This is a genomic window from Mucilaginibacter rubeus, assembly GCF_003286415.2.
Classification (GTDB): domain Bacteria; phylum Bacteroidota; class Bacteroidia; order Sphingobacteriales; family Sphingobacteriaceae; genus Mucilaginibacter; species Mucilaginibacter rubeus_A.
Map to the genome: position 1 here is coordinate 5403491 of NZ_CP043450.1, position 23027 is coordinate 5426517.

Here is a 23027-nt window from a genome sequence, read left to right on the forward strand (position 1 = left end):
AATAAATAACAATTGGAAGATAACATAATTATAGTTGATACAGCCGGTAACGCTATTGGTGAAATAGATAAGATGGAGGCTCACATATCGGGAACGCTGCACCGCGCCTTCTCCGTTTTTGTATTCAACAGCAAAGGCCAGTTGCTGCTTCAGCAAAGAGCGTTGAATAAATACCATTCCGGCGGACTTTGGACTAACACGTGCTGCAGTCATCCGCGTGCAGATGAATTTACGCCGGATGCCGCTCATAGACGTTTGCGGGAAGAAATGGGAATGGATTGTGAACTGACCGAGTTATTTCAGTTCAGCTATCGTCATGAATTTGCGAACGGGTTAATCGAAAATGAATACGACCATGTTTTTATGGGCATCAGTGATGAGTTCCCGTTACCCAATCCTGCAGAAGTGGCCGGGTTCAGGTATATAGATACCGATCTGTTGATTTTTGAATTATTGGAACAGCCCGAGCAATATACAGCCTGGTTTAAAATATGCCTGGAAAAAGTATTGGAAATCTATCGTCAAATTATTTAAAATGAAATTGCTCATTAACATTGCGATTATATTAGCTTCATTTTCAGGAATGGAAGGTGTGGCTTGGTTAACCCACAAATATGTGATGCATGGTATTTTCTGGCCGCTGCACCGTGATCACCACCTGAAAGAACATTACGGCTTTCTGGAACGTAATGACTTGTTCTTCCTGATCTTCGCGCTTCCAGGCATTGCCTGTCTTGCGGCAGGAACACTATATCGTTTGCCGGTATGCACTTGTATCGGCATAGGCATCACGCTTTATGGCGCTTGTTACTTTTTTGTACACGACCTGTTTATCCATCAGCGCATAAAAGTGCTGCGTAATTCAGAGAACCGTTACCTGAAAGCCATCCGCCGGGCGCATAAAATGCACCATAAGCATACGGGTAAATATGACGGCGAAAGCTTTGGTATGTTATGGGTATCCTGGAAATATTTCCGTAACACTTCAAAAAACAACCCGGCATGAGATTTACCTATCTGCTGATCGATCTTTTTTCGGTGCTAGTGCCCTTTCTTTTTTCATTTCACTCCAGCCTGAAGTTTTACAAAAACTGGCATTCACTTTTCCCGGCAATGCTCCTGACAGGGATAGTATTTATTGCCTGGGATATGTATTTCACCCACTTAAAAATATGGGGCTTTAATCCTGTTTACCTCACAGGCCTCTACATCGGTAACTTGCCTGTTGAAGAAGTCTTGTTCTTTTTTTGTATCCCTTACTCATGTGTGTTCACTTATGCCTGTTTAAATGTAACGATCAAAAAAAAGATATCTGCCCGTTATCCGATTATCATTAGCTCATTACTGATAACCTTTTCTTTATTTATGGCAATCTGTTTTCGTAAACAGGATTATACGTGTTATACTTTCGCTGCTTTAACTATCTTACTTTTTACCGCGCAGTTTATTATAAAAGTAAGCTGGCTTTCAAAATTCTATATCACTTATCTGCTGTTATTGCTTCCCTTCCTGATCGTGAATGGTTTGCTAACTGGCACCGGCCTGGAAAACCCGGTAGTTTGGTACAACCCGGCACATATTATAGGCTTACGTATTTTGACCATTCCCGTTGAGGATATCTTTTATGGCATGGATTTGATCTTACTAAATGTAATGATCTATACAGGTTTAAGCGCGAGGTTTTACCCTTGGTTTAAAAATCAGAGAAAGACGATAAATAGCAAAAGCTCTTTACCTTATGTTAAAACAATTTCATGATAAAAAACGAAATATTGAATGACTTAACTTTAGCGCGGGTGGTAACTGATCTGGAGCAGGATCATTATAATGCTGCCTTTGACACGCCACTCCGTCCCGACGCTTTTGAACTGGACGACGATACCAAAATGGAACTTATCGCCAAACATTTTACAGCGATCATGGAAACTTTGGGAATGGATATGGAAGATGACAGTTTGAAAGATACGCCTAAGCGGGTGGCTAAAATGTACGTGAAGGAGATCTTCAGCGGCTTGAACCCTGCTAATAAACCCAAACCCACTTTATTCAAAAATCCATTCAACTATAACCAGATGTTGGTGGAACGGAATATTGCTGTATTTAGTAACTGTGAGCACCACTTTGTACCTATTGTGGGTAAAGCCCACGTTGCCTATATCAGTAACGGGCAGGTGATAGGTTTATCAAAGCTGAACAGGATTGTTCAGTATTGTTCGCAAAGGCCGCAAGTGCAGGAAAGGCTCACCATGCAAATAGCCAATATGCTCAAAGAAGCATTGGACTCCGAAAATGTAGCGGTTATCATAGATGCGCACCACCATTGCGTATCCAGTCGTGGTATAAGAGACGCCGGCAGCACCACGCTTACCGCTGAATATAGCGGACAGTTTTTAAATATGGAAACTAAGAATGAATTTTTAAAGTATATCGGATCATGAATTTCAACGGAAAAAATATCCTGGTAGTCGGTGGCAGTTCCGGCATCGGCCTGTCGCTGATTAAATTGCTTCATCAGCAGCAAGCCAATATTTATACGATATCAAGATCGGCATCAGCCGAGTGGCCGGAAGATGTACATTTTTTAAAAGCCGACGTTTTAGAAAATTTGGATGCCGTGGAAATGTTCCTTCCTGATCAATTGCACGGCCTGGTTTACTCGGTTGGCAGCATTACGCTGAAACCATTCAGCAGGTTAACCGATGAAGACTTTTTGAAGGATTTCCAGCTGAATGTTTTAGGTGCAGCACGTATTATCCGGCAAGCTATTAAACCTATAAAAAATGCCGCCGGTTCATCTATCGTGTTGATCAGTTCTGTCGCTGCCAAAACAGGCATGCCATACCATGCCAGTATCGCAGCGGCAAAAGGTGCGGTTGAAGGTATGGCCCTTTCTTTAGCAGCAGAGCTTGCTATTCAGCATGTCCGGGTTAACGTGGTTGCACCGTCGTTAACAGATACACCACTCGCTCAAACCTTGTTGAGCACAGCTGAAAAACGGGAAGCCTCTGCTAAACGCCATCCTTTAGGAAAGATAGGGCAATCCGAAGATATCAGCCGGCTGATCGCATTTTTATTATCGGATGAGACCAGCTGGATGACCGGGCAGGTTATCGGCATGGATGGTGGCTTAGGTAAATTAAAAACAAGTTAAGATGCAGAATATAAAGAGCGAACAGATCTATCGGATGGAAAAGCAATACCGAACAAGCCTGATCAATAGTTTGATAGGCTACCGGGCTTTGAATCTTTTGGGCACAACCGGCAATGACGGTATCACCAACTTGTGTATCATCAGTTCTGTTTTCCATTTGGGTGCCAACCCGCCGCTTATCGGAATGGTGATCCGGCCTGAACGTGAGCACAATGATACGTTGCGTAATATCAGATCAACAGGACAATACACCCTCAATAACGTGCTGCCCGAATGGTACATGCAGGCACACCAAACCAGCGCAAGTTATCCTTCGGGCGTTTCTGAATTTGATACCTGCCATTTCAAAAAGCATTATGTGAATGGCTTTAAAGCGCCTTTTGTTACAGCATCCAACATACGCATAGGGCTGGAACTGCGTGAGATGATTGATATGGAAGTTAACGGAACAACCATTGTAATTGGTGAAATAGTTCATATCCTAACAGAAGATGGATTGATCGGTCAAGATGGAACAGCTGATCACGGTAAAGCAAGAACCATGACCGTGGCCGGTTTGGACACTTATTATCTTCCGCAACCCGTTGGGCAACTCGCCTATGCCAAGCCCGATGTTGAACCTCATCTATTAAATACACATGTCAACTTCAATACATAAGCGATGAAAAAAGACGCGGAAGTGATTATTATAGGTGCGGGAATAGCCGGTTTAACAGCTGCCAAAATATTAAAAGCTGCCGGAAAATCGGTTTTGGTTTTGGAGGCCTCCGATGGAGTGGGTGGCAGAGTGCGAACAGATGAGGTAGATGGCTACCTGCTCGACCGGGGTTTCCAGGTTTTTCTGACAGCTTATCCCGAAGCCAAAAAACTATTAGATTACAAGACGCTGGAATTATGCAAATTTAATCCCGGCGCAATTATTTTGAATAGGGATGGTATCACTACTTTAGGTGATCCGGCCAGGCAGCCAGGTTCGATAGTGAGCACTTTGCTGTCTTCAGCCGCTACATTTGCTGATAAACTACGCATGCTCCGCTTAAAGCTAAAATTGGCTGGTAAAAGTATAGATGAGATATTTTCAGAGCCGGAGATCACCACTACAGAATACCTGAAAAAAGAAGGTTTTAGCGGAACGATCATGAACCAGTTTTTCCGCCCTTTTATGACAGGGATCTTTCTCGAAGGCCGGCTAAGTACTTCCAGCAGAATGTTTGAGTTTGTTTTTAAAATGTTTAGCGAAGGTAATGCTGCGATCCCTGCCAAAGGAATGGGCATGATACCTAAACAACTTGCTGAATGCCTTTCTTCCCAGGAACTGCTGTTTCATCAAAATGTATCAGCAGTTAATGGCGGCTCGGTAACAACAACAGATGGGGTTGTCTATCAGGCTAACTATGTTTTGATCGCTACCGATCCTTTAAGTTCCCCCATACGTAACAGAAATTCGAAAATTGAACATCATTCTGTGAGCAATATGTATTTCACCGCTAAAAAAAGACCGTTCGAAAAGCCTCTTATAGCTTTAAATACGTTACCGGGAAAAATTGTAAATAACATAGCGGTAATGGATCGTATTTCTACCGGGTACTCTAAAAACGGTGATACTTTAATTTCACTGTCGCTTATCGGGGATCATTCTAAAGCCAACCAAAACGAACTCCAGGAAAATGTGGTTAATGAATTGAAACTCTGGTATCCCGAAGCCGTCAGCTGGAAGCATTTAAAAACCTACCATATTGATTATGCGCTGCCCAATGACGACCACGTAACCAATGAACCTGATTATACAACTATGTTGGTGAATGCCCAATGCTTCACCTGTGGTGATTATTTGATGAATGGCTCGATTAATGCAGCGATGAAAAGTGGCAGGCAGGCTGCAGAGGCCATGATAAATACCATGTTTTAATGATCAATCATAATTTATATAGCAATGAACTTTTAGACCGTAAACGGCTATTGTGCGACGCGCAGGCAGATGAGTTTATACGTTATGTTTTTAGCGATCCGGCAAAGAAAAAGCAATTACAGGACTGGATGGGTGGCGCTTCTGGTACTTTACATTTGAATTTATTACAAGATGCCTTTCCGGGTTTTGCCTTTATTGATAACGCTACAGAACTGCCCACGTGGGCACAGCCACGGCTAATGAAAACCGGCGCTGTTTTCTTTGCCCGGCACTCTGAGATCATTATGAGTTTACTTGGGTTGTTATCATTACCCTATTGTTATAATGCAGCCAATGGTGCAATGGTGCTATACTTGTCCGAGCTGATCCGCAAGCAAACCACCAAAAGGCTTTTTGATACCGCTGTTTTTGTTTGGGAAGTAATGGGGCCGGATGCTTTCAGTAAAAACGGAAGCGCTTTTGAAGAAATTTTAAAAGTGAGGATCATGCATGCGGCCGTTCGTTACTACACGCTTCATAGCGGCAAATGGAACGATAGCTGGGGATTACCCATAAACCAGGAAGACATGGCCGGGACAAACCTGTCATTTTCGCTGATCGTAATTCGCGGGTTACGAATGCTCGGTTACAGCGTTAGCGAGGAAGATCAGGCAGCGTTTATGCATATCTGGGCGGTAGTAGGTTACTTATCGGGCTTAGATGCAGATCTGATCCCCGAAAATTCTAAAATGGCGCAGCAACTTGATAACACTATCAAACGAAGGCAATTCACTGTTTCTGCGCATGGGCAGGAATTAACCGGATCGTTGACCGCTCATATCCTGTCGGTGAATAAAAGTAAGGCGACGGCTAACGATATCCTTGGCTTAATGCGTTACCTGCTTGGAAAAGAAATGGCGGATATGCTGGCGATCAATGCTCCTGAACTGCCCGCTTATAAATTGACGCTGATCAAAACGCTGAACCTGTTGAGAAGCTTTAAGCCGCAGGGAGACGCTAAGCAAAATTACCGGGCGGCTTACGCTGCATTCAAAACTCAAAACCCGGAACTCGCCAAAAGAAACTAAATTTGAAAATTGTCTGTATGCTTAATTTTATAAAAACATGAAATCATACCAACTTATTCACCAACTGATCGATCTTGTAGCCGAACTGGAAAAAGAAAACCAGGGACGGCAAGCGTCTTTGCAGGATTTTGCAGGTTTTTTGCTGAATAAAGTTGGTGACCCTGCCGGTAATACACAGAGTAGTGAAGTTAGGTTCGGCGCTAATGACAGCGCCGCTTTGGATATTGCCTATCAGCTGGATAATAATATTGGTCGCTTGTTTGTTTTTATGAGCCGCTATGCGAAATCTTATATAAAAAAGGCGCTGGAAGGCACACCCTTGCAAACCGCCGAAGATTTTACCGCTTTGGCGATCCTTTTAACACATAGCCATTTGTCAAAAAGTGAACTGATCAGCTATAATCTACAGGAAAAAACATCGGGTACGGAGGTGCTCAGACGTCTGATCGCCCACGGTTTGGTAAGGCAATGGGACGACGAAAAGGATAAAAGAAGTAAACATATTGCCATTACTGATAAGGGAAAAATATTACTATTTCAGGTATTCGAACATACCAGCTATGTGGGTACGATCATCACCGGAAGACTGACGATTGCTGAAAAATTCACGTTGCAATATCTTTTACAAAAACTGGAAAACTTTCATTTGGAGCAATACGAAAAGAAGAGCATTATTAACAAGGAAGACCTTAAAAAAATAGCAGCAGAAATTGCACCGGAATAATGACGAACCTTTAAATAAGCGGGGTATAGCGTGGTCAATGTATCCTTATTCTCTAATATCGCTTTCGCTAACCTGAATCAAATTAAGCACCGTTAATAAGCTTGATTTCAATTTGTTTATGCATTCAATAAGTAATGTATTTACTATCTTTGCGTTAAGATTTGCGTCTCCATTTTCAGGCAAGAAAAAACTGGTGAGTCACGCGGTGAGTCGATTTTTGAAAATCATACAATCGACTGAAGATCAAAAGAATACAGAGACAGGTTCTGAACCCTCCCTCTCCGCTTGTCATTATTCAACAAAGAAGCGCTGTAAATGATTTATTTACAGCGCTTCTTTGTTGTCTTTATCCGGCACTAAAATAAATCGCTTTGCCCTGGTGACCTTCTTATTTTTAAAGCAATTGTTGGATTTTATTGGATTTCTTTTCCCTCAAATTTGCACCAATTGAAATAGCCGTACGCTCAATGGTTAGATAAAGAAAATAGCACATCGCAAATATTCCCACAAAAGCAGGGATAAGAATTAGGATTGGATGATTGAAATGAGCCCTAAAATGCTTGTCGTAGAAATTGAAAATCAGATACAATAAGGGCTGATGAAATAAATATATGCTGTAACTGCATATACCGATTTTAACAATCCATCTTGATAGAACTCCTTTTAAATCAACCTTTTCATTGTGCAATATCCAATCAATAAAAGCGATCCATGAAAATGTAGCTATATATTGTAACAGATAGTTTGCATACAAAAAACTTTTGGCGGCAAATAATATCAGAAATGAAATTAAAGAAATAATAAGCGCGCCCTTTTTGAACACTCGCTTTTTATTAAAAAAAGCCTCCGCAAAATATGCTCCTGCAGCCCAGATGAACCATAATTCAAAAACTGAATTAATGTAAGATACTTTATTGATTAAATCATTGAAGAATATACCCAAGACTAAAACAGCAATCGACAAAGCCAAAATCAATTTAAATGTTGTTTTTATTCCTATTTTATTCCTTAAAAATAAGAAGAAGGGATAAAGCAAGTAAAGTTGTACTTCGAGTGCTAAACTCCAGAAAGAGGCATTTATTGAAAAAAATGTAGAATCAAAGAGGTTATGGATCGTGAAAAAATGAAAAATTAAATCTCTAAAGTTAATATTAGAAAAATCATGACGATTCAATATGATGGTAAAAGTTAATAATGCAAACCAATACGGTGGAAATATTCGCCAAAATCGCTTGCTAAAAAAAGTTGAAGCATTAAAGATTTCCTTATTCTTTAAATATCCTAAATGGATCAGAAACCCACTGATTATTAAAAATAAAGTAACACCGGTAAATCCAAATGCGGATGGTGAAAAATTAAGTATCAGTAATTTAATATTTGGAATATCTATAATTCCATTTTGATCATACTTTGTTATTGGATAGTCAGGAAACAGAACCAGTTAATAATGATAAATAATAACATAAATTATCGCAATGCCCCGTAGAAAATCTATTTTCTGATAATGTTTTTGGCTCGTCATTAAGTAGTCTTGGAATGAATATAAGCGACAACAAATATAATATTTTCAGGGCCACCATCCGGGTAAAACGTATACTCTTTTTAATTCCTCCTTTTTAACCACAACTATAAAGCTTGTAATTATTGAAAATATTACCAATAAATAAGCGCTGCACTAAATGGAAATTACTTCTCCGACCTGAGTTTTATCTTTGTCAGTGGCTTCTTGCGTTGATGTAACATAAAAGTGTTTCTTTATTGTCTTGATATTCGTCAGTTATTAAAATATCTATCGCATCGCATTACATCAGAGCTCACCGCTCTCTATAAAAAAAACCGAACTTTCGTGTCCGGTTTTTCTGTTTTTTACATTGATTACCAACCTGTTTAACACCAATCGCCAAGCCTGGCAAAAAACAATAAAGATGTCTTTTAATTAGCTACGTCGTTGTTTTCAATACCAACCCTGTTTTTATTGATACGGTCACGCAGACCACCAAAATTATAGTTTAGGCTTACGCTGAATGACCTGAAATAGTTGTTGGTTTGATAAACCTGGTTAAAATCCGGACCGAATGTTTTATTAACCACATTACGGTATTTGGTGAAAGGGTTTTTAACACCTCCGGATATTCCGAATTTATTTTTAATGATCTCTTTGTTAAAATTAAAAGCGGTGTAAAAGAAACCATTGGTGCGGCCCTGTAAACCTGTAGGACTATGGCTGTTTACACTAAAGTCGGCATTTAACGCCCAACCATGTTTAAGCCTCACCACGTTTGACAGTGTTGATGAATACATTAAAAGATTATTTTCCACCTTGTTTCCGCTTACATCACCTGCTAACCATAGGTACATGGCATTGCCGTTCAGGCTTACATTATAAACACCTACCGAGTAGCCCAGGTTAAAGTTTAAACCAAAGCTGCTTGATTTACCGGTGTTAGCATAGGTAATCTGGGTAATTTGTGTGTTGGGATTAAAATTAACTACTTGCAAATCCAGGTTATTCATGAACGAGTAATCAAGCCCAAGGTTAACAGATACTTTTTTATTAATTCCGTAACCAAGCTGGATGTCATTTAGTACCACTGGTCGTAAGTATGGGTTACCGGTTACTTCATAGTTAGGGTTTGAACGATCAACGTAGGGGTTAAGCCTGTTAATCCCCGGCCTCCTGATCCTTTGTGAAAAACCAAGGTTCATGCTGCTTTCATTTTTAAACTGCTTGCTTATAGAAACTGAAGGCACTACGTTAAAATAGTTCTGGTCGGCAGTGGTGGAGGTACTTAAAAAGTTTGCACGGATAACTGTTTCTTCAACCCTTACACCGGCATTCACATTCCAGCTGTTTAAATTGATCTGGTAAGAATTATATGCGCTGAAAACGTTTTGCGTATTGGTATATTCATTTGAAAGTTGCGGATCAAGTTCAAACTGGTTATCAGTTGCGTTAAAAGATTTGTATTCAAAATCGCTGCTGTTGTTACGCAATATGGCTTTTAAACCCGCTTCAATGTTTACTCTTTTTACAGGTGTATTGAAATCAACCTGGAAGGTATGTTCTTTAAATTTTTGATGATCGTTTTGTTGAAAATCGGGCGTATCAAAATTAACCTGATCGTTAAAGTCAACATTACCTTTTCTGTCGTTCAAATTGGTGCTGAACAGGTACGAAAAAGTCAGCAATTCATTCTTTTTTGCTTTAAAGGCCATTTCATAGTTAATACCGGCATCTATACCGTAACCGGTGGCTTTTCCGTCATTCAGAAAGCTGTATTGTTCCAAAAGACCTGTTGTACCGTTTAATGTAGATATTTGGCCTGAGTGATCTTTAACCCGGCTGCCATTGTAGTTAAACTGGGCGGTAAGTAAGTTCAGCGTATCAATCTGGTAGCTTAATTCTGTGCCAAAATAGGCTGTTTTGTTATTGGATTTTTGATTGCCTTGTTGCGCAAGTGTGGTAGGTGTTGCACCAGTGGTTTGCCTGTTACTTGAATTATAAGTAGTAGGGTAATCATTAATACTGCCCCCTCCATTAGCCGATATACCAAACTTGCCTGCTTTGGCGGTAAAAGAAGCGCCAACTCCCGGACCACCGGTTGGCCCGCTTTCACTCACGTTTACTGTTCCGTTATAACCGTCGCTCACACGTTTACTTGTAATAATGTTAATGATACCTGCCAAACCTTCGGCATCGTATTTTGAAGGCGGGTTGGTAATAACCTCTATGCGTTCGATGGTGGAAGCTGGAATACTTTTCAGCACCGCCTTAAGATTGTTTTCGAGGCTGCCTGATGGCTTGCCGTTGATCATCACTTTAAAGCTCGAATTACCTTTCAACAACAGGTTGTCGTCGCCATCTAATGACAGGTAAGGTACTTTACGCATCATGGTTAATACGTTGTTGCCTTTACTTTCCGGATCGGCCTTTAAATCATAGGTGATACGGTCGGCCTTACGGCGAACTATCGGCTTATCGGCTTTTATCGACACCTCGGTTAACATGGTGGTTTGATAACCCAGGTTGATTTTGCCAAGCTCCATAACTTTAGATGATGACCTGGTCAGATCAACTATTCTCAATTTCGAGCCATAACCTATTGCGGCTATGCTAATCTTGTAAGACGCAGATGGCAAACCTGAAAAACTGAAGCTACCGTCATCCTTAGTTACAGCAACATTAATCAGTTCGTCGTTCATGCTTTTTATCCTCACGGTTGTAAGTGATAGTGGCTTATGGTCTATCGAATCGGCAATCTGCCCTTTTATCTGGAAGCTGCCATCAGCCGATTGCGCGTAGGTTGTGTTTAGTTGTGTTAACATCACTGTCAATGAGATCAACAGTGGTAAAAAAATTTGCTTAGGTTTCATACGAAGTAGCATTAAGTAGTTATGTTTAGTTAAGGCATGGCAATCCCCGTAAGGATCGCCGTCCTTATTTTTTTAATAGGTTACAGGAAAAAAAGGGAGGATTAAACTGCTCCGGAATTATTGGGGGAGCTTGTTTTTATTTTTGATCAGAAGGTAGTAGATCAGGAAGCCGGCGGCTATGAAAACTGTTTCAACACCATATGGTAACGGAGAATCTTCGGCGCTGTAGGGGATAAACTCAAGTACTATAAACCCAATACCCGCTGTTAATAAAATAATTCCCCATTTAAGTGCTTCATTTCCAAACCCCGAAAGTTGGGCTAAAAATTTGAGGCTCACTTCATCCAGTTTCCCGGCATCAATAATTCTTTTTTTAAGCCGATAGTTGTTTAGCGCAAGGATGAAAATGGCAATCAGTATGAAGAATACTATGATGATTATGAATGGCATTAACTGTTTCATGACTCTGTTGTTTTTAGTTGTTTGATAGAGTAGTCAATAAGAAAAGGAGTTCGGTTGCAATTATTTTTATTTTTTTGAACTTTTTCCTTTTTGCCTGCTCGTTAATTAATTTGTTTTATACACAGTAGTCAATTCAAGTAAGCCACGGGTTGCAATTATTTTTATTTTTTTATAGAGGGGTAATTTACAGGCAATGAAATCCTAATTAATACCAATTAATTATGCCAAAGCATTGCTCAATTCGCGTTTAAACCAAAGGAGTGCTTGCCCGGGATGCTCCAGAACAGCCTTGAACAGCAGCGGTAGCCTTTTAAAAACGTCAATAACCTCCCTATTTAAAAACCGGGAAGTATTATAATGTAACGACACCGTGAAGCCGTTTTTAAAAGCGGCTATCTCGCAATCAACCGGGTAGAAGGGAATATTTGACAGGTATTCGTGCGTGAACAATTTACCGGTATATGTAGAGTGCTTAAACATATCGAGGTTTACTTTAAGCATTGCCGTACAATAATTATCAATATTGGCGGGTAAACCTTTGCGCGGATAATGACGATGCGCCAGGGCTTCGCTATATTTCTCAACAATAAGTTGGTGCAGATCAGAGAAAGATCCTTCATCCGAACCATCTATTTTCAGGTACAATGCAGCTATGAGGTAGCCCACCACTTTATTCAGCTTGTCCGATTCGCGGGTAGACACAGGCATACCAACAATAACCGAATTATTTTGCGTAAGCCACGAAAACCATAGGTTTAAAACAGCTGTTATAAATACAGAAGGGTTTGCAAACTGCTCCCGGTTTGCTTCCATGATATCATTACTAATAAAAACCGTGCATTTACCGGCTTTAAAAAACGCAGGAAGACTATCACCATTAACGGGCACCCTTACATCAAAAACCGGCAGTGGTGCCTTTAACTGCTCAAGCCAGTAAGCCAGGTTATTTTGCCCGATAAGGCTGTTGTTAATATCCTGCTCCCACAAGGCGTAATCTTTCATCTGAAATATCAGCGGGTCCAAAGCAGGCGTTTTATTTCCGGATGCATAAGCGATGTACAGGTTTTGGAATTCTCTTTTCAATATTTCTATCGACAGCGAATCCGCAGCGATATGATCTACAACAAAACCATAAACGTATTTCTGGTCTGCCATTTTCACCAGACAAACCTGGTATACCGGGCCGCTAATAAGATCAAACGAAGTATTAAGTACATTTTCTTTAAGCTGCCCGAGTTTACGTTCGGCGTCTGGCACCTGCGACAAATCAGTATAATCCAGAGCAAGCTTACTATCGGCCGCAGCATGTACAACCTGAATAACATTGCGGTCTTTGAATTTATAAGTAGTTCGCAAACTTTCATGCCGGTGCACCAGTGCTTGAAAAGCCCTTTCAAATGCCAATACATTAACCTGCTCCATAAGCCCGGTTACCGATAAATTATTTGAACGATTGGTTGTAGAGGCAAAAGCCGTCCATTCAACACTTTGGCGTTCGGTAGCGGGGTACTCCGTTAAGGTTTCCAACTCCTCAGGAGCGATGGCAATAATACTTTCCATTAATTCAGTAAAATTATTTTGCATAAAATCCGGTTTAAAAACAATGAGCAGATCTGTATTGTAGCAGCTTACTCAACTTTAACGCTGCCGTACCTTACAATTTTGTCCCAGTTGGTGAGGTTACCTTTAAAGAACCTTAAAAGCATATTTAAATAAACAAACAGCGATAGATGACGCAGAAAGAAGCGCTGAAAAACAGTAAAAAACATTAGCCACGGTCTTTCTTTTGACCTGATCAATATCCACACACAGCTTATAGTATCAATTGCAACGTAACCCAGGTACAAGGGAAACCAATTCATAAAAGCAACCGGCTGCCTGACGTATAAAAAAACCATAAAGTAATCAAGAAGCGGCAGCAGTAGTGGCAAAATAAGACTGTACAACCACACGTAAGGCAGCATCAAAAAAAACAAAGCCTTGTTAGGATGCTGAAACATTCTTTTACTGTATAAAACCAGGATTTGGGCCAACCCCATATTCCATCTTGAGCGCTGTTTAAAAAACATATTCACGTCGGCCGGTGCTTCTGTATAGGCTACCGCCCCCCGGGCATTTTTTATCAGATAATCATGACATAATATTTTCATGGTAATATCATTATCCTCGGTAAGTAAACCTGTACAGTACCCACCAACCTCGTTAACCACCGATCGGCGGAAAGCCCCAATAGCACCCGGAATTACCCATATACCGTTTACAGCTTCAAACATTATGCGCTCGTAATTCTGCCTGGTGATGTATTCTACATATTGCGTAGCCGTAATAATATTGCTCCTGTTTCCCACATTAACATAGCCCGAAACAGCAGCAACCTGGCTATCGGCAAAATGAGGCAGCATTTGTTTGATGATATCCGGCCTAACCATGGTATCGGCATCTATACAAATAATAATATCGCTTGTTGAATGCCTAATAGCCCTGTTAAGCGCATGGGCCTTGCCACTATTTTGCTGTGATATGATCAAAACACGGGGATTGTGTTGGTATACACCTTTAACTGTGTTTAGTCCATTATCTGTAGATCCATCATCAACAACGATGATATTAAAACTGTCGTAATCAACTTTCAGGAGGTTCGCGATAGTATTAACTATCACTTTTTGCTCATTGTACATAGGCACAATGATATCTACAGAAAAATTGGTAGCGATAGCCTGTACAGGCTGGCTTTTTCCGGAAAAATATTTTAAGACATTTAAAATAAGCCAAAAGGTTATTTTCAAGATCAGCATCAGTATAACTAACTGTAATAACATAACAGATAAATGTTTAGGATGATTTATAATGGCAGAGTAGCAGGAAGATAGATAGTGGCGGACTATAAGGATGGTTTATAAATGGACTGCGCATAATGGCTTTCTTTCGCCGGCAAATCCATAATACGGGCAGCAGCGGCAATAACCGAAGCAGCTACCCATCATAATTTAAAACAGAAACGAAGGTTCTAAAGTTACCTGTTCAATTACCTGGTTGCCGCTAAAGGCAAGGTGGCAGCAATAATCGGGATGTACCTGCATTTTTTGAAGCTTCCAATACTCAGCTTCACAGCTGGCCGAATCGCTGCCTATGGAAATGGCTGATAGCGGCAAATGAAAACCTTTACCATTAGCCTTTAATACGGCTTCCTTTTTTGTCCATAATTCATAAAAGTACCTGATAGGATCATTGCTCAACTTTATCTTATCGGCCTCATCATCAACAAACACCCGGTCGAAATTAGAAATATCAATTTCCTGCACCTTTTCCACATCCACACCCAGGCGGGTATTCATTGACATAGCTACCACTACCTGCTTATCGGCATGTGATATATTGAAATCGATAAGATGGTCGATATATGGCCTGAAATACTGATCAAGCCGGATATACTGCAATACATTTTCCGCATACCCCTCCTCAATAAGCATGCGTTTTAATATGACGCGACCACAGGCTCGCTGCAACCTATCCAGCGGGTTTACATATTTAATTATCCTTTCTTTTTCCCTGTAGGTTAAAAGATCAAATAAATGCTGCTCGCTGCCTGCCGTAAGCTTGTCCAGGTCAAAACAAAAAACTTTTAATGTTCCCAGCATAATCAACAGTTTGAAGTTTATTATCAATAATTTCAGCAATGGCATCCAGGTGCCTGTAAATAAAGAAGTGATCGCCCTCAAATTCCAGCAAATCAACAGGGTGGGTTGTTACACGTTGCCAATGCTGAAATTTTATCAGCTCGGCCTCATCGTCAACCCCTTTCAGCACGGTAACTTCAACATCCATTGCGGGTTCCTCAACATAAGTATAGCTGTCTATGGCAGCCAGATCGGCCCGCACTATGGGGCCAAAAAGTGTTTTGAGTTCCGTGTTTTCTAAAATCTCCGGCTGGCAGCCCCCCAATTCACTAAGCACTTTCCAAAACTCATCTTCAGGCAGCAAATGCCAGCCACGTTTGCCTGCCAGACCCGGCGCTCCGGATCCCGAAACAAACAGGTGCATGGGGTACACCTTTGCGTAAGTATATATTCTGCGGCTAAGCATGTACCCAATAAGTGTTCCCATACTGTGACCATAAATGGCGAATTGCCTGCCCTGCCTTACAACAGCCAAAACCTGCACTAACAAATCATTTACAATAGCATTGATATCATCAAGCAAAGGCTCCGGAAACCGGTTACCCCGCCCCGGACATTCCAGTATTACCGTGTCGGCATTTTTAACGAGTGCTGCCAGTCCCTGCAAATTATATGCACTGCCACCGGCAAAAGGAATCATAAAAAGTACCGGTTTTGAATTTGAGTTCATGATGTATTTATTATTTTTTAAGAGGTTAGGTAGAACCTAAAAAATTTCTGAAGCCAGGCCTGCGGCATTTATCGTAACCGTGTTGGTTGTTACAGCATTAACTAAGGCCCGGGCAAGGCAATCGGTTGAGTCGATGAGCTGCATACCCCTCATTGTGTTATCTTTTACCAGCAATGAAAGTTCTGTACAGCCTAAAATGATGGCATCGGTATCGCGTGCTTTGAAAAAGGACAGCGCTTCATCAAACAACTTATAAACCTGATCAGTAACTACTGAATGACTGGCCTTAAGCCCCCATGTTTCGTGATAAATCATACGGTGGATGACATTATTTTGAAAACGAAGATCGGGCAGCACTACGTCATAACCCATACCTTTTAAAATTTGCTGGTATAAGCCGGTTTCATAGGTACCGTTGGTAGCCATTAGCCCAACACGCTTTACCTCCGGATAATTTGATTTTATAAAAAGGCAGGTTTCGTTGGGCATATGAAGCAGTTTTACATCAACTTTTCTTTTAAAAAGCTCCTCTTCAATAATATCATATATTAAGGCCGAATGAGATGTATTGCAGGCTATGCCTACAACACCGGCACCTGTGATTGCCAGTTTCTGAATTATTTTAACAATGGCATAAGCCGGATTTTCTGCGGTGATACCTTTAAGAAAAGCTGTCCGGTCTGTAATTTCTGATGGGAATGACATTACCACAACCGGAAGGTGCTGCTGATCTGTACTGGCGCGGGTGTTACATATAACCCGCTCAAACAGTGCATTTCCGGCCCGTGGCCCCATGCCACCTACAATACCGATAGTTGGGAGCTGATTTGATAGCATGACTTTGAAAGTTTAGATTTAAGAGAATAAAAGCCCTTCAGAAACAGGCTTAGATTAAGCGGGTGTTTAGATAACAGGAATTCTTTCCTTCTCGTAAACTTCCATTTGCCCCTGGTTCATTTTGTACACACAGTCGGCAACATCAAAATACTGGTCATCGTGCGTAATGGCAATAACAATTTTGCCGGAAGCGCGCATTTGAGGCAACAGGGTATGATAAAAGAATTTACGATAACCGGGATCCTGATCGGCAGCCCATTCGTCAAAAAGGTATACTGGCGAATCTTCCAGGAAACATTGCAGCAGCGCCAACCGCTTTTTTTGCCCCCCCGACAAGTTAAGCGTACTAAACCGGCCATTCGAGATACTCACCTTATCCGTTAAACCCAATAGTTCAAGATATTCGGCAATTTTTTCAGTCTTACCCTCAAAGTTTATGTCATACATTTTTTCAAATAAAAATGCCGGGCTAAAAATTGCCGAGTAATATTCGCCCAACGGCGTATTTGATGCTTCTTCACCATCAATCAGTATGTTGCCACTATCGGCCTGGTAAAGACCGGTTATTAACTTGGCGAGGGTTGTTTTGCCACTACCGTTACCACCAATAATAAATATGATCTGACCTTTATAAATTTCGAGGTTCACCGGACCTACGCTAAACATACCCGCGTCATTCTGATATTGAAAGCAAAGGTCACGGATCTCCATGGTATCAATTGTTGATTTTGAAGGCAATTCGGTTTGTTTGCCAACAGTAGCTGACGGGATCTGATCGATAAAGTCTTTTATCCTGTTCCATGCCACCCTAACCTGCAAAATAACAGGTACCGAGTTAAGTATGGAGTTGATTGGCCCTATCAGATACAATAATATTACAACAAAACTGCTTATGGTATAAACCTGTATCGATGGGAAAAACTTAGGGAAACCAAAAGCTACTACACCCAAAATTACTATGAGCAATGTTTCACCAATTAAAAACACATTTACAAAGCGTACGCTTGCCTTCGTTATTTTTTCTTTATAAAATCCGGCCGATTGTTGCAGGTCTTTACCATAGTCTGTTTTCTTGCCACGTTTCAGGCTTAACTCCTTGAAGCCTTCTATCATATCGCTTGCCAGCGACATAAACTTGTTCTGGCTATCGCGGGCTTGTTCAAAAAACACGTTGTTACTGGCGCCTGCAAAGTAATATATTATCAGAATGGCAACAATTAAGCCCACCGTAAGCAGGGTTGCCCAAAAAGCTATACTTGCCAGGTAAACAAAGGCTCCTATAGCGGTTATTAAATTGGTGATCAAAACAATAAACACATTCGTCGACTCGCCGATGACGCTAACATCATCATTAAGGGCGGTATATATATTCCCCTTTCTTATCTTCTCAAATTTTTGGTAAGATGTGTTCAGGATTTTATCAATGATCTGTGATTTAAGATCATAAGTTAAACCGCGTGAAAACTTAATAAGCTGAATTTGAACATAACGGCGCCCGGTTAAATAGAGTAATGATACCAAAACATAGTAAAACAACAGGTAGCGCAAATGCACTGTGCTGTTAAGTGAGGAAGTGATCAGTACCACTACAATCATATTGGCAAAACCGGCCATAATCCCCAGTAAAACCAGCATTGGCGCTTTACCCTTAAATTTATTTACGCTCGGATATAAAAGGCTTAACGCGTACGAAACGAAACTAATTGTAACAGCAGCCGCCAAACCAATCAAACAAACAGGCAAACTATAGGGGCTCCATACAAAGATAGCACTCCAGGTAAAGCCCGCTGATGCAGTTGGCAGTAAATAGATGGCATAAGCAAAGGGTATTAAAATCAATAGAAATTTTAAAAGCGAAACCGGTACAGACCGTTTAAAACCCTCATAAATGCGGTTCCTCTTCCTGATATCTATAAGCAGATAACCCAGGTAAATAAAATTAGCACAGATATAAAGCACCAATGCTAATGATACTATTGCATAACCGCTATCGCCGCCATCACCAGGATCATAATCTTTTGCCGGATCATCCCCTGCCGCCAGTTTAATGACCTTGTTGCCTAAATAAGCAGTGAAATTAGACGATGCATTGGCAAGGATTACAACACCTGTTTTTGCCGGTTTGCGAAAAGCCATATAAGCGGTAAAGCTGGGATTAAAACCATCGTGATTAATTTCTGAGCTGCCATCCAGCAATACATCCCAGCCCATGGCGTATGAGCCCATATCATGCAGGCCAACGGTTTCGTCGCGCTGATGGGTAAGCAACATACTGGGGTACAGACTTGTTGGTTGTAAACCCATCTGCAGCTTCAACCACCTGCTCATGTCCAGGATATCAGAAATAACATAACCTGCGGCATTGTTGCCCTTAAATACGGGCGGCTGGAAAGGCCATGCCGTTAAAAAACCCGATTTGTAACCCGTAGCCAACAATTTACTATATACCGGATAACCTATTTGTGTATGCCTTAACTCAAGCTTATCTATTACATTTTTTTGCACATAGGTTTCAAAAGGCTGCCCGCTAACAGTTTGCACAATTAAGGCCAGTATATCATAGTTTATGGTTGCATATTCAAACTTTTTACCGGGCAAACGGTCAAGCTTTTGATGGTTAATGGCACAAACAGTTTTATAAAGAGCATCCGCGCCATTCAACGGTTGTATAGCACTTATCGAGCTCCAGGGGATACCGCTTGTATGATGTATAAGATTACTTACCAGCAACCTTGCGGGTTTACTTTTATACTGCACAGTAAACCATGGTAAATAATCAGTTACCGGTGCATTGGGATTTATGCGGCCCTCGCTTATCAGTTCGGCAGCAGCCAGGGCGGTAAAGGCTTTTGAACATGATCCTATTTCAAATAAAGTATTACTGCTTACCTTAACATTATCATGTACATTGGCATAGCCGTAATTACGTATAAATTCCTGCCCGTTAATGATGAGCGCCATGCTTAAACCCGGAATGTTACCGCGTTTCATAGCCCGAGCCACTTCTTCATCTGCTTGCTTCAGAATTTCCTGCACAGGCTTTTTTTGGCTAAAACCAACCTGGCAAAGCAGTAACAGAAGGCCAACCAGCGCAAATGCTTTTTTTATTGTAGATGACAACATGTGATTAAACTTGAAAAATGTGATAGAAAATCAGGCAGACATGGCCACCAGCACACGGCGGCTACCCGTAAATGAATTGCGGCCATGGCTCATCAATTCATTATCAACAATCAATAACTCGTTGGTATTCCAGGCGGGCGCGATGGTGCACGTTTCGATAGTTTTTAATATGGCCTCAACAAAATCTTTGGAGATCTCCTTACCATCGGCAAATGATACATACATCGGAAAGCTGCTGGTTTCTCCATAAATAATTTCCAATGTCTCAAACATCTCGGCACCAAGGTGCAGCGGGTGAAACTGGTCAATTTGATTAAACCATACCTTTTGCCCCGTATATTGATGACCCAATACGCCCTTGCTAAACTGCTTTAACTTCAGGTTATTCAGCCAGCCCCATTCGTACTTGACATTATACGCGTTCAAATGCTTTTCAACTTCTGCTTTGCTTTCGGTCTCAAATGTGGCCTGCCAGCTTGGCCCCATCCCCTCCCCTGCATGCAGGTTACGGATGTAGCAAATGCCACGTGTTTCTATCTCTTCAATAATGGAAGGATGCATAGCCCTGTAAATGTCACCACTGTGGGCTAAAAGCGTTTCGCCACCGGTTTCAGATGGGGTAATGCAGCTAAAAAAAAGCTTGCCCGGCCATTTTGCCGAATAGGAAAGCTCATTATGCATGGTTATTTTTTGGGATGCATCATACTCTGTAGAAGTATAAACATTACCCGATAGTTTGATTCGCGGTGAGTTTCCATCAATATAGTTCATAAATTTTGAGGAGATAGAATCAATTATGAGCTGGAAATCATCAGCGCCATTAATGCTAACCCCCTGAAACTTTATGGCCCCGGTTGTATGAAGGCTGTGATCAAACTCCGCTTTATTTGTATTATAGTAACTAATAAAATCCTGTGGAGTAAGCTGATTTAATTTGATATGCACTGGCGCAGTGCATTCTGTGATTTGTTGAACAGACATGTTTTTTATTTTTTGTTTGGTAAATAATCGGTGGAGGTTGTTGTGACTGGTGTTAAGAAAACCGGATAGATTTTATCCGGGTTGTGCCCGAGTTAAAATTAAGACGAAGCGTTTGCCGACCGGGCTTGAGCTTAACCTCCACTATTTTATAAACCCAATCACCTGATGGTTTAAGTGCCGATTTGAAACGGGTGAACTTAGTGTTATTGATCACCAACTCAAACGTGCCATTGTTATCATCGTTAGCCACATAAAGGTGGAGTTTGTAAGTACCCGGCTTCGAGATCACCATATTGTATTCAAGCCAGCTGCCCGCGCCTCCGCTCACATTTGGAAGCGGATCTTTTTTGTTGCTATCATCAACATCTATCCCTCTCATGGCCGAGTAGTTGGTAGCATACAGCACCTGGTTTTTGTTGATGTGGGTAGTTATTTTACTGTGCGCTTTGGCTTCGTTTACCTTTTTGCGGTACTCATCAATATCTGGTTGGATATCCCATAATTTAAAATCCAATTGTTTGGCCCGCTCATATTCAGCAAGTGCACCTGTGTAATTATCATTTTTATCGTACAGGTCACCCATAAGTAAGTGTGCGTAGGCCGATTGGGGGAAAAAGCCAATGTTTGAACCAAGCAGCTGTTTTGCAATAAGTGTATCCTGGTTTATAAATAGTTTCCCGAGCTGGTTAAGTGTATTGATCCCCAGGCTATCTGCAGTATGCAAACGGTTAGCTTCTGCAAACATCTGTTTTGAACCGGCTGATTTATAAACATTCAACAGCGTTATGGCCTTGCTTGGATACTGATCAACAGAAAATTGCTGATAATAGTCGGTTATGTCCAAACCGGCAGTCATTTCGTTAACGCGGCTGGTTATTATTTTACCCAAATCGCTGTTAGTTAAAAATACAAGCCCGCGTTTATGGGTTGTTGAATAAAATATCTGAGCTTTAAAGCCTGGGTTACTTCCCCCATGCCCAATAATAGTGTCTGTACCGGTGTGTATAATTTCAAAACCGGTACCATAATAATACGGTGTGCTGGCACTACCTGTATGTACAACAGGTTTCAAAATCTGGTTGACACTGTTAGCAGATAACTTGCCGTTAGAAAAAATATTCAAAATAAGATTAGCATAATCTTTAGCGGTAGTGCTAACCCCACTTGAAGCTACCGACTCGTAGTTTTTCCATTTGCCAAACTCCTTCCCGAAATTATCATGACCGGTTACAAAGTCGGCGGGAAGGGTTGTTACTGTTTTGCCAACCGTGTCATTTTTAAATTTAACGTAAGTGTTCTGAAGGTTAAGCGGCGTTAAAACCATGCGCTGCATATAGGTGTCATAAGGCTCTTTTACAATAGCTTCAATTGCGGCGGCAAGATAGTTGTAACCAAGACTGGAATAGTTGAATTTTGCCCCCGGCTGGCTTATGATATCCATTTGATGCGAGTTATTTTCATTTGGCCAGTCTTCAAGGCCCGAACTATGACTTAAGATCATCCGCGGCGTGATCAGCCTGTAACGGGCATCATGGTCAAGCATAGGGCCCGGCTCCAGGTATTGATAAATAGGCTTATCAAGATCAAGTTTGCCCTGATCAACCAACTGATAGGCAGCATAAACCAGGAAGCTTTTTGACAAGGAACAGGCTTCAAATACCGAATTATTACCAGCCGGTGTATTTGAGCCCAGCGATTTAACTCCATAGGTATTAAAGTAAACAATCTTTCCCCGATCAATAATTGCCAGTGACACGGCAGGGATACCAACCTCTTTGATCATGCGGTTTATTTCGGTATCAAAGCTTTGCTGGTTAATAACTTTATTATTTACGGTAAAATTGTTGTTTACCTGGGCGTTTACCGCCAGGCCGGATAAGATCAGGCATGTAACAAAACATCCCCAAACAGAAATTTTAGGTAGTTTAAAAATGATCATACTGGTTAGTGTTTATGGTTATTGAATTGGTAAGCCGCTTTAGCAGCAGCCGAAGAATTGTAAGTAAGGATCGCTAAACCGGGCCCTATACGGGACAGTAAAGGCTTATTCCG

At 41.2% G+C, this 23027-nt stretch carries 20 protein-coding genes; 9 read left to right on the forward strand and 11 right to left on the reverse strand.

The window, feature by feature from the left end; all coding sequences use genetic code 11:
- Positions 1-12 precede the first annotated feature (12 nt).
- From idi to DEO27_RS21570, 9 genes are read left to right on the forward strand one after another with little or no spacing between them, the layout of a single operon-like run.
- Positions 13-534: an isopentenyl-diphosphate Delta-isomerase gene (idi, locus tag DEO27_RS21530; RefSeq protein WP_112575301.1), complete on the forward strand. Its 522-nt coding sequence runs from the start codon at positions 13-15 to the stop codon at positions 532-534.
- A 1-nt stretch (position 535) separates the two neighbouring features.
- Positions 536-1006 carry a sterol desaturase family protein gene (locus tag DEO27_RS21535; protein ID WP_112575298.1) on the forward strand — a complete coding sequence of 157 codons (471 nt, stop codon included), beginning with the start codon at positions 536-538 and terminating at the stop codon, positions 1004-1006.
- Positions 1003-1758: a lycopene cyclase domain-containing protein gene (locus tag DEO27_RS21540; protein ID WP_112575296.1), complete on the forward strand. Its 756-nt coding sequence runs from the start codon at positions 1003-1005 to the stop codon at positions 1756-1758. The genes DEO27_RS21535 and DEO27_RS21540 overlap by 4 nt, the downstream gene beginning before the upstream one ends.
- A complete protein-coding gene (gene folE, locus DEO27_RS21545) occupies positions 1755-2438 on the forward strand; it encodes a GTP cyclohydrolase I FolE (RefSeq protein ID WP_112575294.1) in 684 nt (227 codons plus the stop codon). The genes DEO27_RS21540 and folE overlap by 4 nt, the downstream gene beginning before the upstream one ends.
- Positions 2435-3151: an SDR family NAD(P)-dependent oxidoreductase gene (locus DEO27_RS21550; protein WP_112575292.1), complete on the forward strand. Its 717-nt coding sequence runs from the start codon at positions 2435-2437 to the stop codon at positions 3149-3151. Before folE ends, DEO27_RS21550 begins: the two co-directional genes overlap by 4 nt.
- A gap of 1 nt (position 3152) precedes the next feature.
- The gene (locus DEO27_RS21555; protein WP_112575290.1) at positions 3153-3809 is read left to right on the forward strand and encodes a flavin reductase family protein; all 657 of its coding nucleotides are present in this window, start codon (positions 3153-3155) and stop codon (positions 3807-3809) included.
- Positions 3810-3812: 3 nt separating this feature from the next.
- Positions 3813-5060, forward strand: a complete 1248-nt coding sequence (locus tag DEO27_RS21560; protein ID WP_112575288.1) for an NAD(P)/FAD-dependent oxidoreductase — start codon at positions 3813-3815, stop codon at positions 5058-5060.
- Positions 5060-6127 (forward strand): oxygenase MpaB family protein, encoded by a 1068-nt coding sequence (locus DEO27_RS21565; RefSeq protein ID WP_112575286.1) that lies wholly within the window; start codon positions 5060-5062, stop codon positions 6125-6127. The genes DEO27_RS21560 and DEO27_RS21565 overlap by 1 nt, the downstream gene beginning before the upstream one ends.
- A 37-nt stretch (positions 6128-6164) precedes the next feature.
- On the forward strand, positions 6165-6851 hold the full coding sequence (locus tag DEO27_RS21570) for a MarR family winged helix-turn-helix transcriptional regulator (RefSeq protein WP_112575285.1): 687 nt from the start codon (positions 6165-6167) through the stop codon (positions 6849-6851).
- 394 nt (positions 6852-7245) lie between these two features.
- Here DEO27_RS21570 and DEO27_RS21575 read toward each other — a convergent pair whose 3' ends face one another.
- From DEO27_RS21575 to DEO27_RS21625, 11 genes are all read right to left on the reverse strand, one after another.
- Positions 7246-8292, reverse strand: coding sequence for an acyltransferase family protein (locus DEO27_RS21575; protein WP_112575283.1), 1047 nt, complete (start codon positions 8290-8292; stop codon positions 7246-7248).
- 491 nt (positions 8293-8783) lie between these two features.
- Positions 8784-11225, reverse strand: a complete 2442-nt coding sequence (locus DEO27_RS21580; protein ID WP_190295180.1) for an outer membrane beta-barrel family protein — start codon at positions 11223-11225, stop codon at positions 8784-8786.
- 117 nt (positions 11226-11342) lie between these two features.
- Entirely contained in the window at positions 11343-11687 is a 345-nt protein-coding gene (locus tag DEO27_RS21585) for a hypothetical protein (RefSeq protein WP_112575281.1), read from the reverse strand.
- Between the two features lie 219 nt (positions 11688-11906).
- On the reverse strand, positions 11907-13271 hold the full coding sequence (locus tag DEO27_RS21590) for a condensation domain-containing protein (RefSeq protein ID WP_112575279.1): 1365 nt from the start codon (positions 13269-13271) through the stop codon (positions 11907-11909).
- Positions 13272-13315: 44 nt separating this feature from the next.
- Positions 13316-14506, reverse strand: a complete 1191-nt coding sequence (locus DEO27_RS21595; RefSeq protein WP_112575276.1) for a glycosyltransferase family 2 protein — start codon at positions 14504-14506, stop codon at positions 13316-13318.
- A 168-nt stretch (positions 14507-14674) separates the two neighbouring features.
- Complete coding sequence (locus DEO27_RS21600) at positions 14675-15325, reverse strand: 4'-phosphopantetheinyl transferase family protein (RefSeq protein WP_190295182.1); 651 nt, start codon at positions 15323-15325, stop codon at positions 14675-14677.
- Positions 15294-16034, reverse strand: a complete 741-nt coding sequence (locus DEO27_RS21605) for a thioesterase II family protein (protein ID WP_112575272.1) — start codon at positions 16032-16034, stop codon at positions 15294-15296. The genes DEO27_RS21600 and DEO27_RS21605 overlap by 32 nt, the downstream gene beginning before the upstream one ends.
- Before the next feature lie 36 nt (positions 16035-16070).
- Positions 16071-16871 (reverse strand): aspartate/glutamate racemase family protein, encoded by an 801-nt coding sequence (locus DEO27_RS21610; RefSeq protein WP_112575270.1) that lies wholly within the window; start codon positions 16869-16871, stop codon positions 16071-16073.
- 66 nt (positions 16872-16937) lie between these two features.
- Positions 16938-19994 carry a cyclic peptide export ABC transporter gene (locus tag DEO27_RS21615; protein WP_112575268.1) on the reverse strand — a complete coding sequence of 1019 codons (3057 nt, stop codon included), beginning with the start codon at positions 19992-19994 and terminating at the stop codon, positions 16938-16940.
- Between the two features lie 30 nt (positions 19995-20024).
- Positions 20025-20975 carry a TauD/TfdA family dioxygenase gene (locus DEO27_RS21620; protein ID WP_112575266.1) on the reverse strand — a complete coding sequence of 317 codons (951 nt, stop codon included), beginning with the start codon at positions 20973-20975 and terminating at the stop codon, positions 20025-20027.
- Positions 20976-21027: 52 nt separating this feature from the next.
- A complete protein-coding gene (locus DEO27_RS21625; RefSeq protein ID WP_112575264.1) occupies positions 21028-22914 on the reverse strand; it encodes a serine hydrolase in 1887 nt (628 codons plus the stop codon).
- Positions 22915-23027 lie beyond the last annotated feature (113 nt).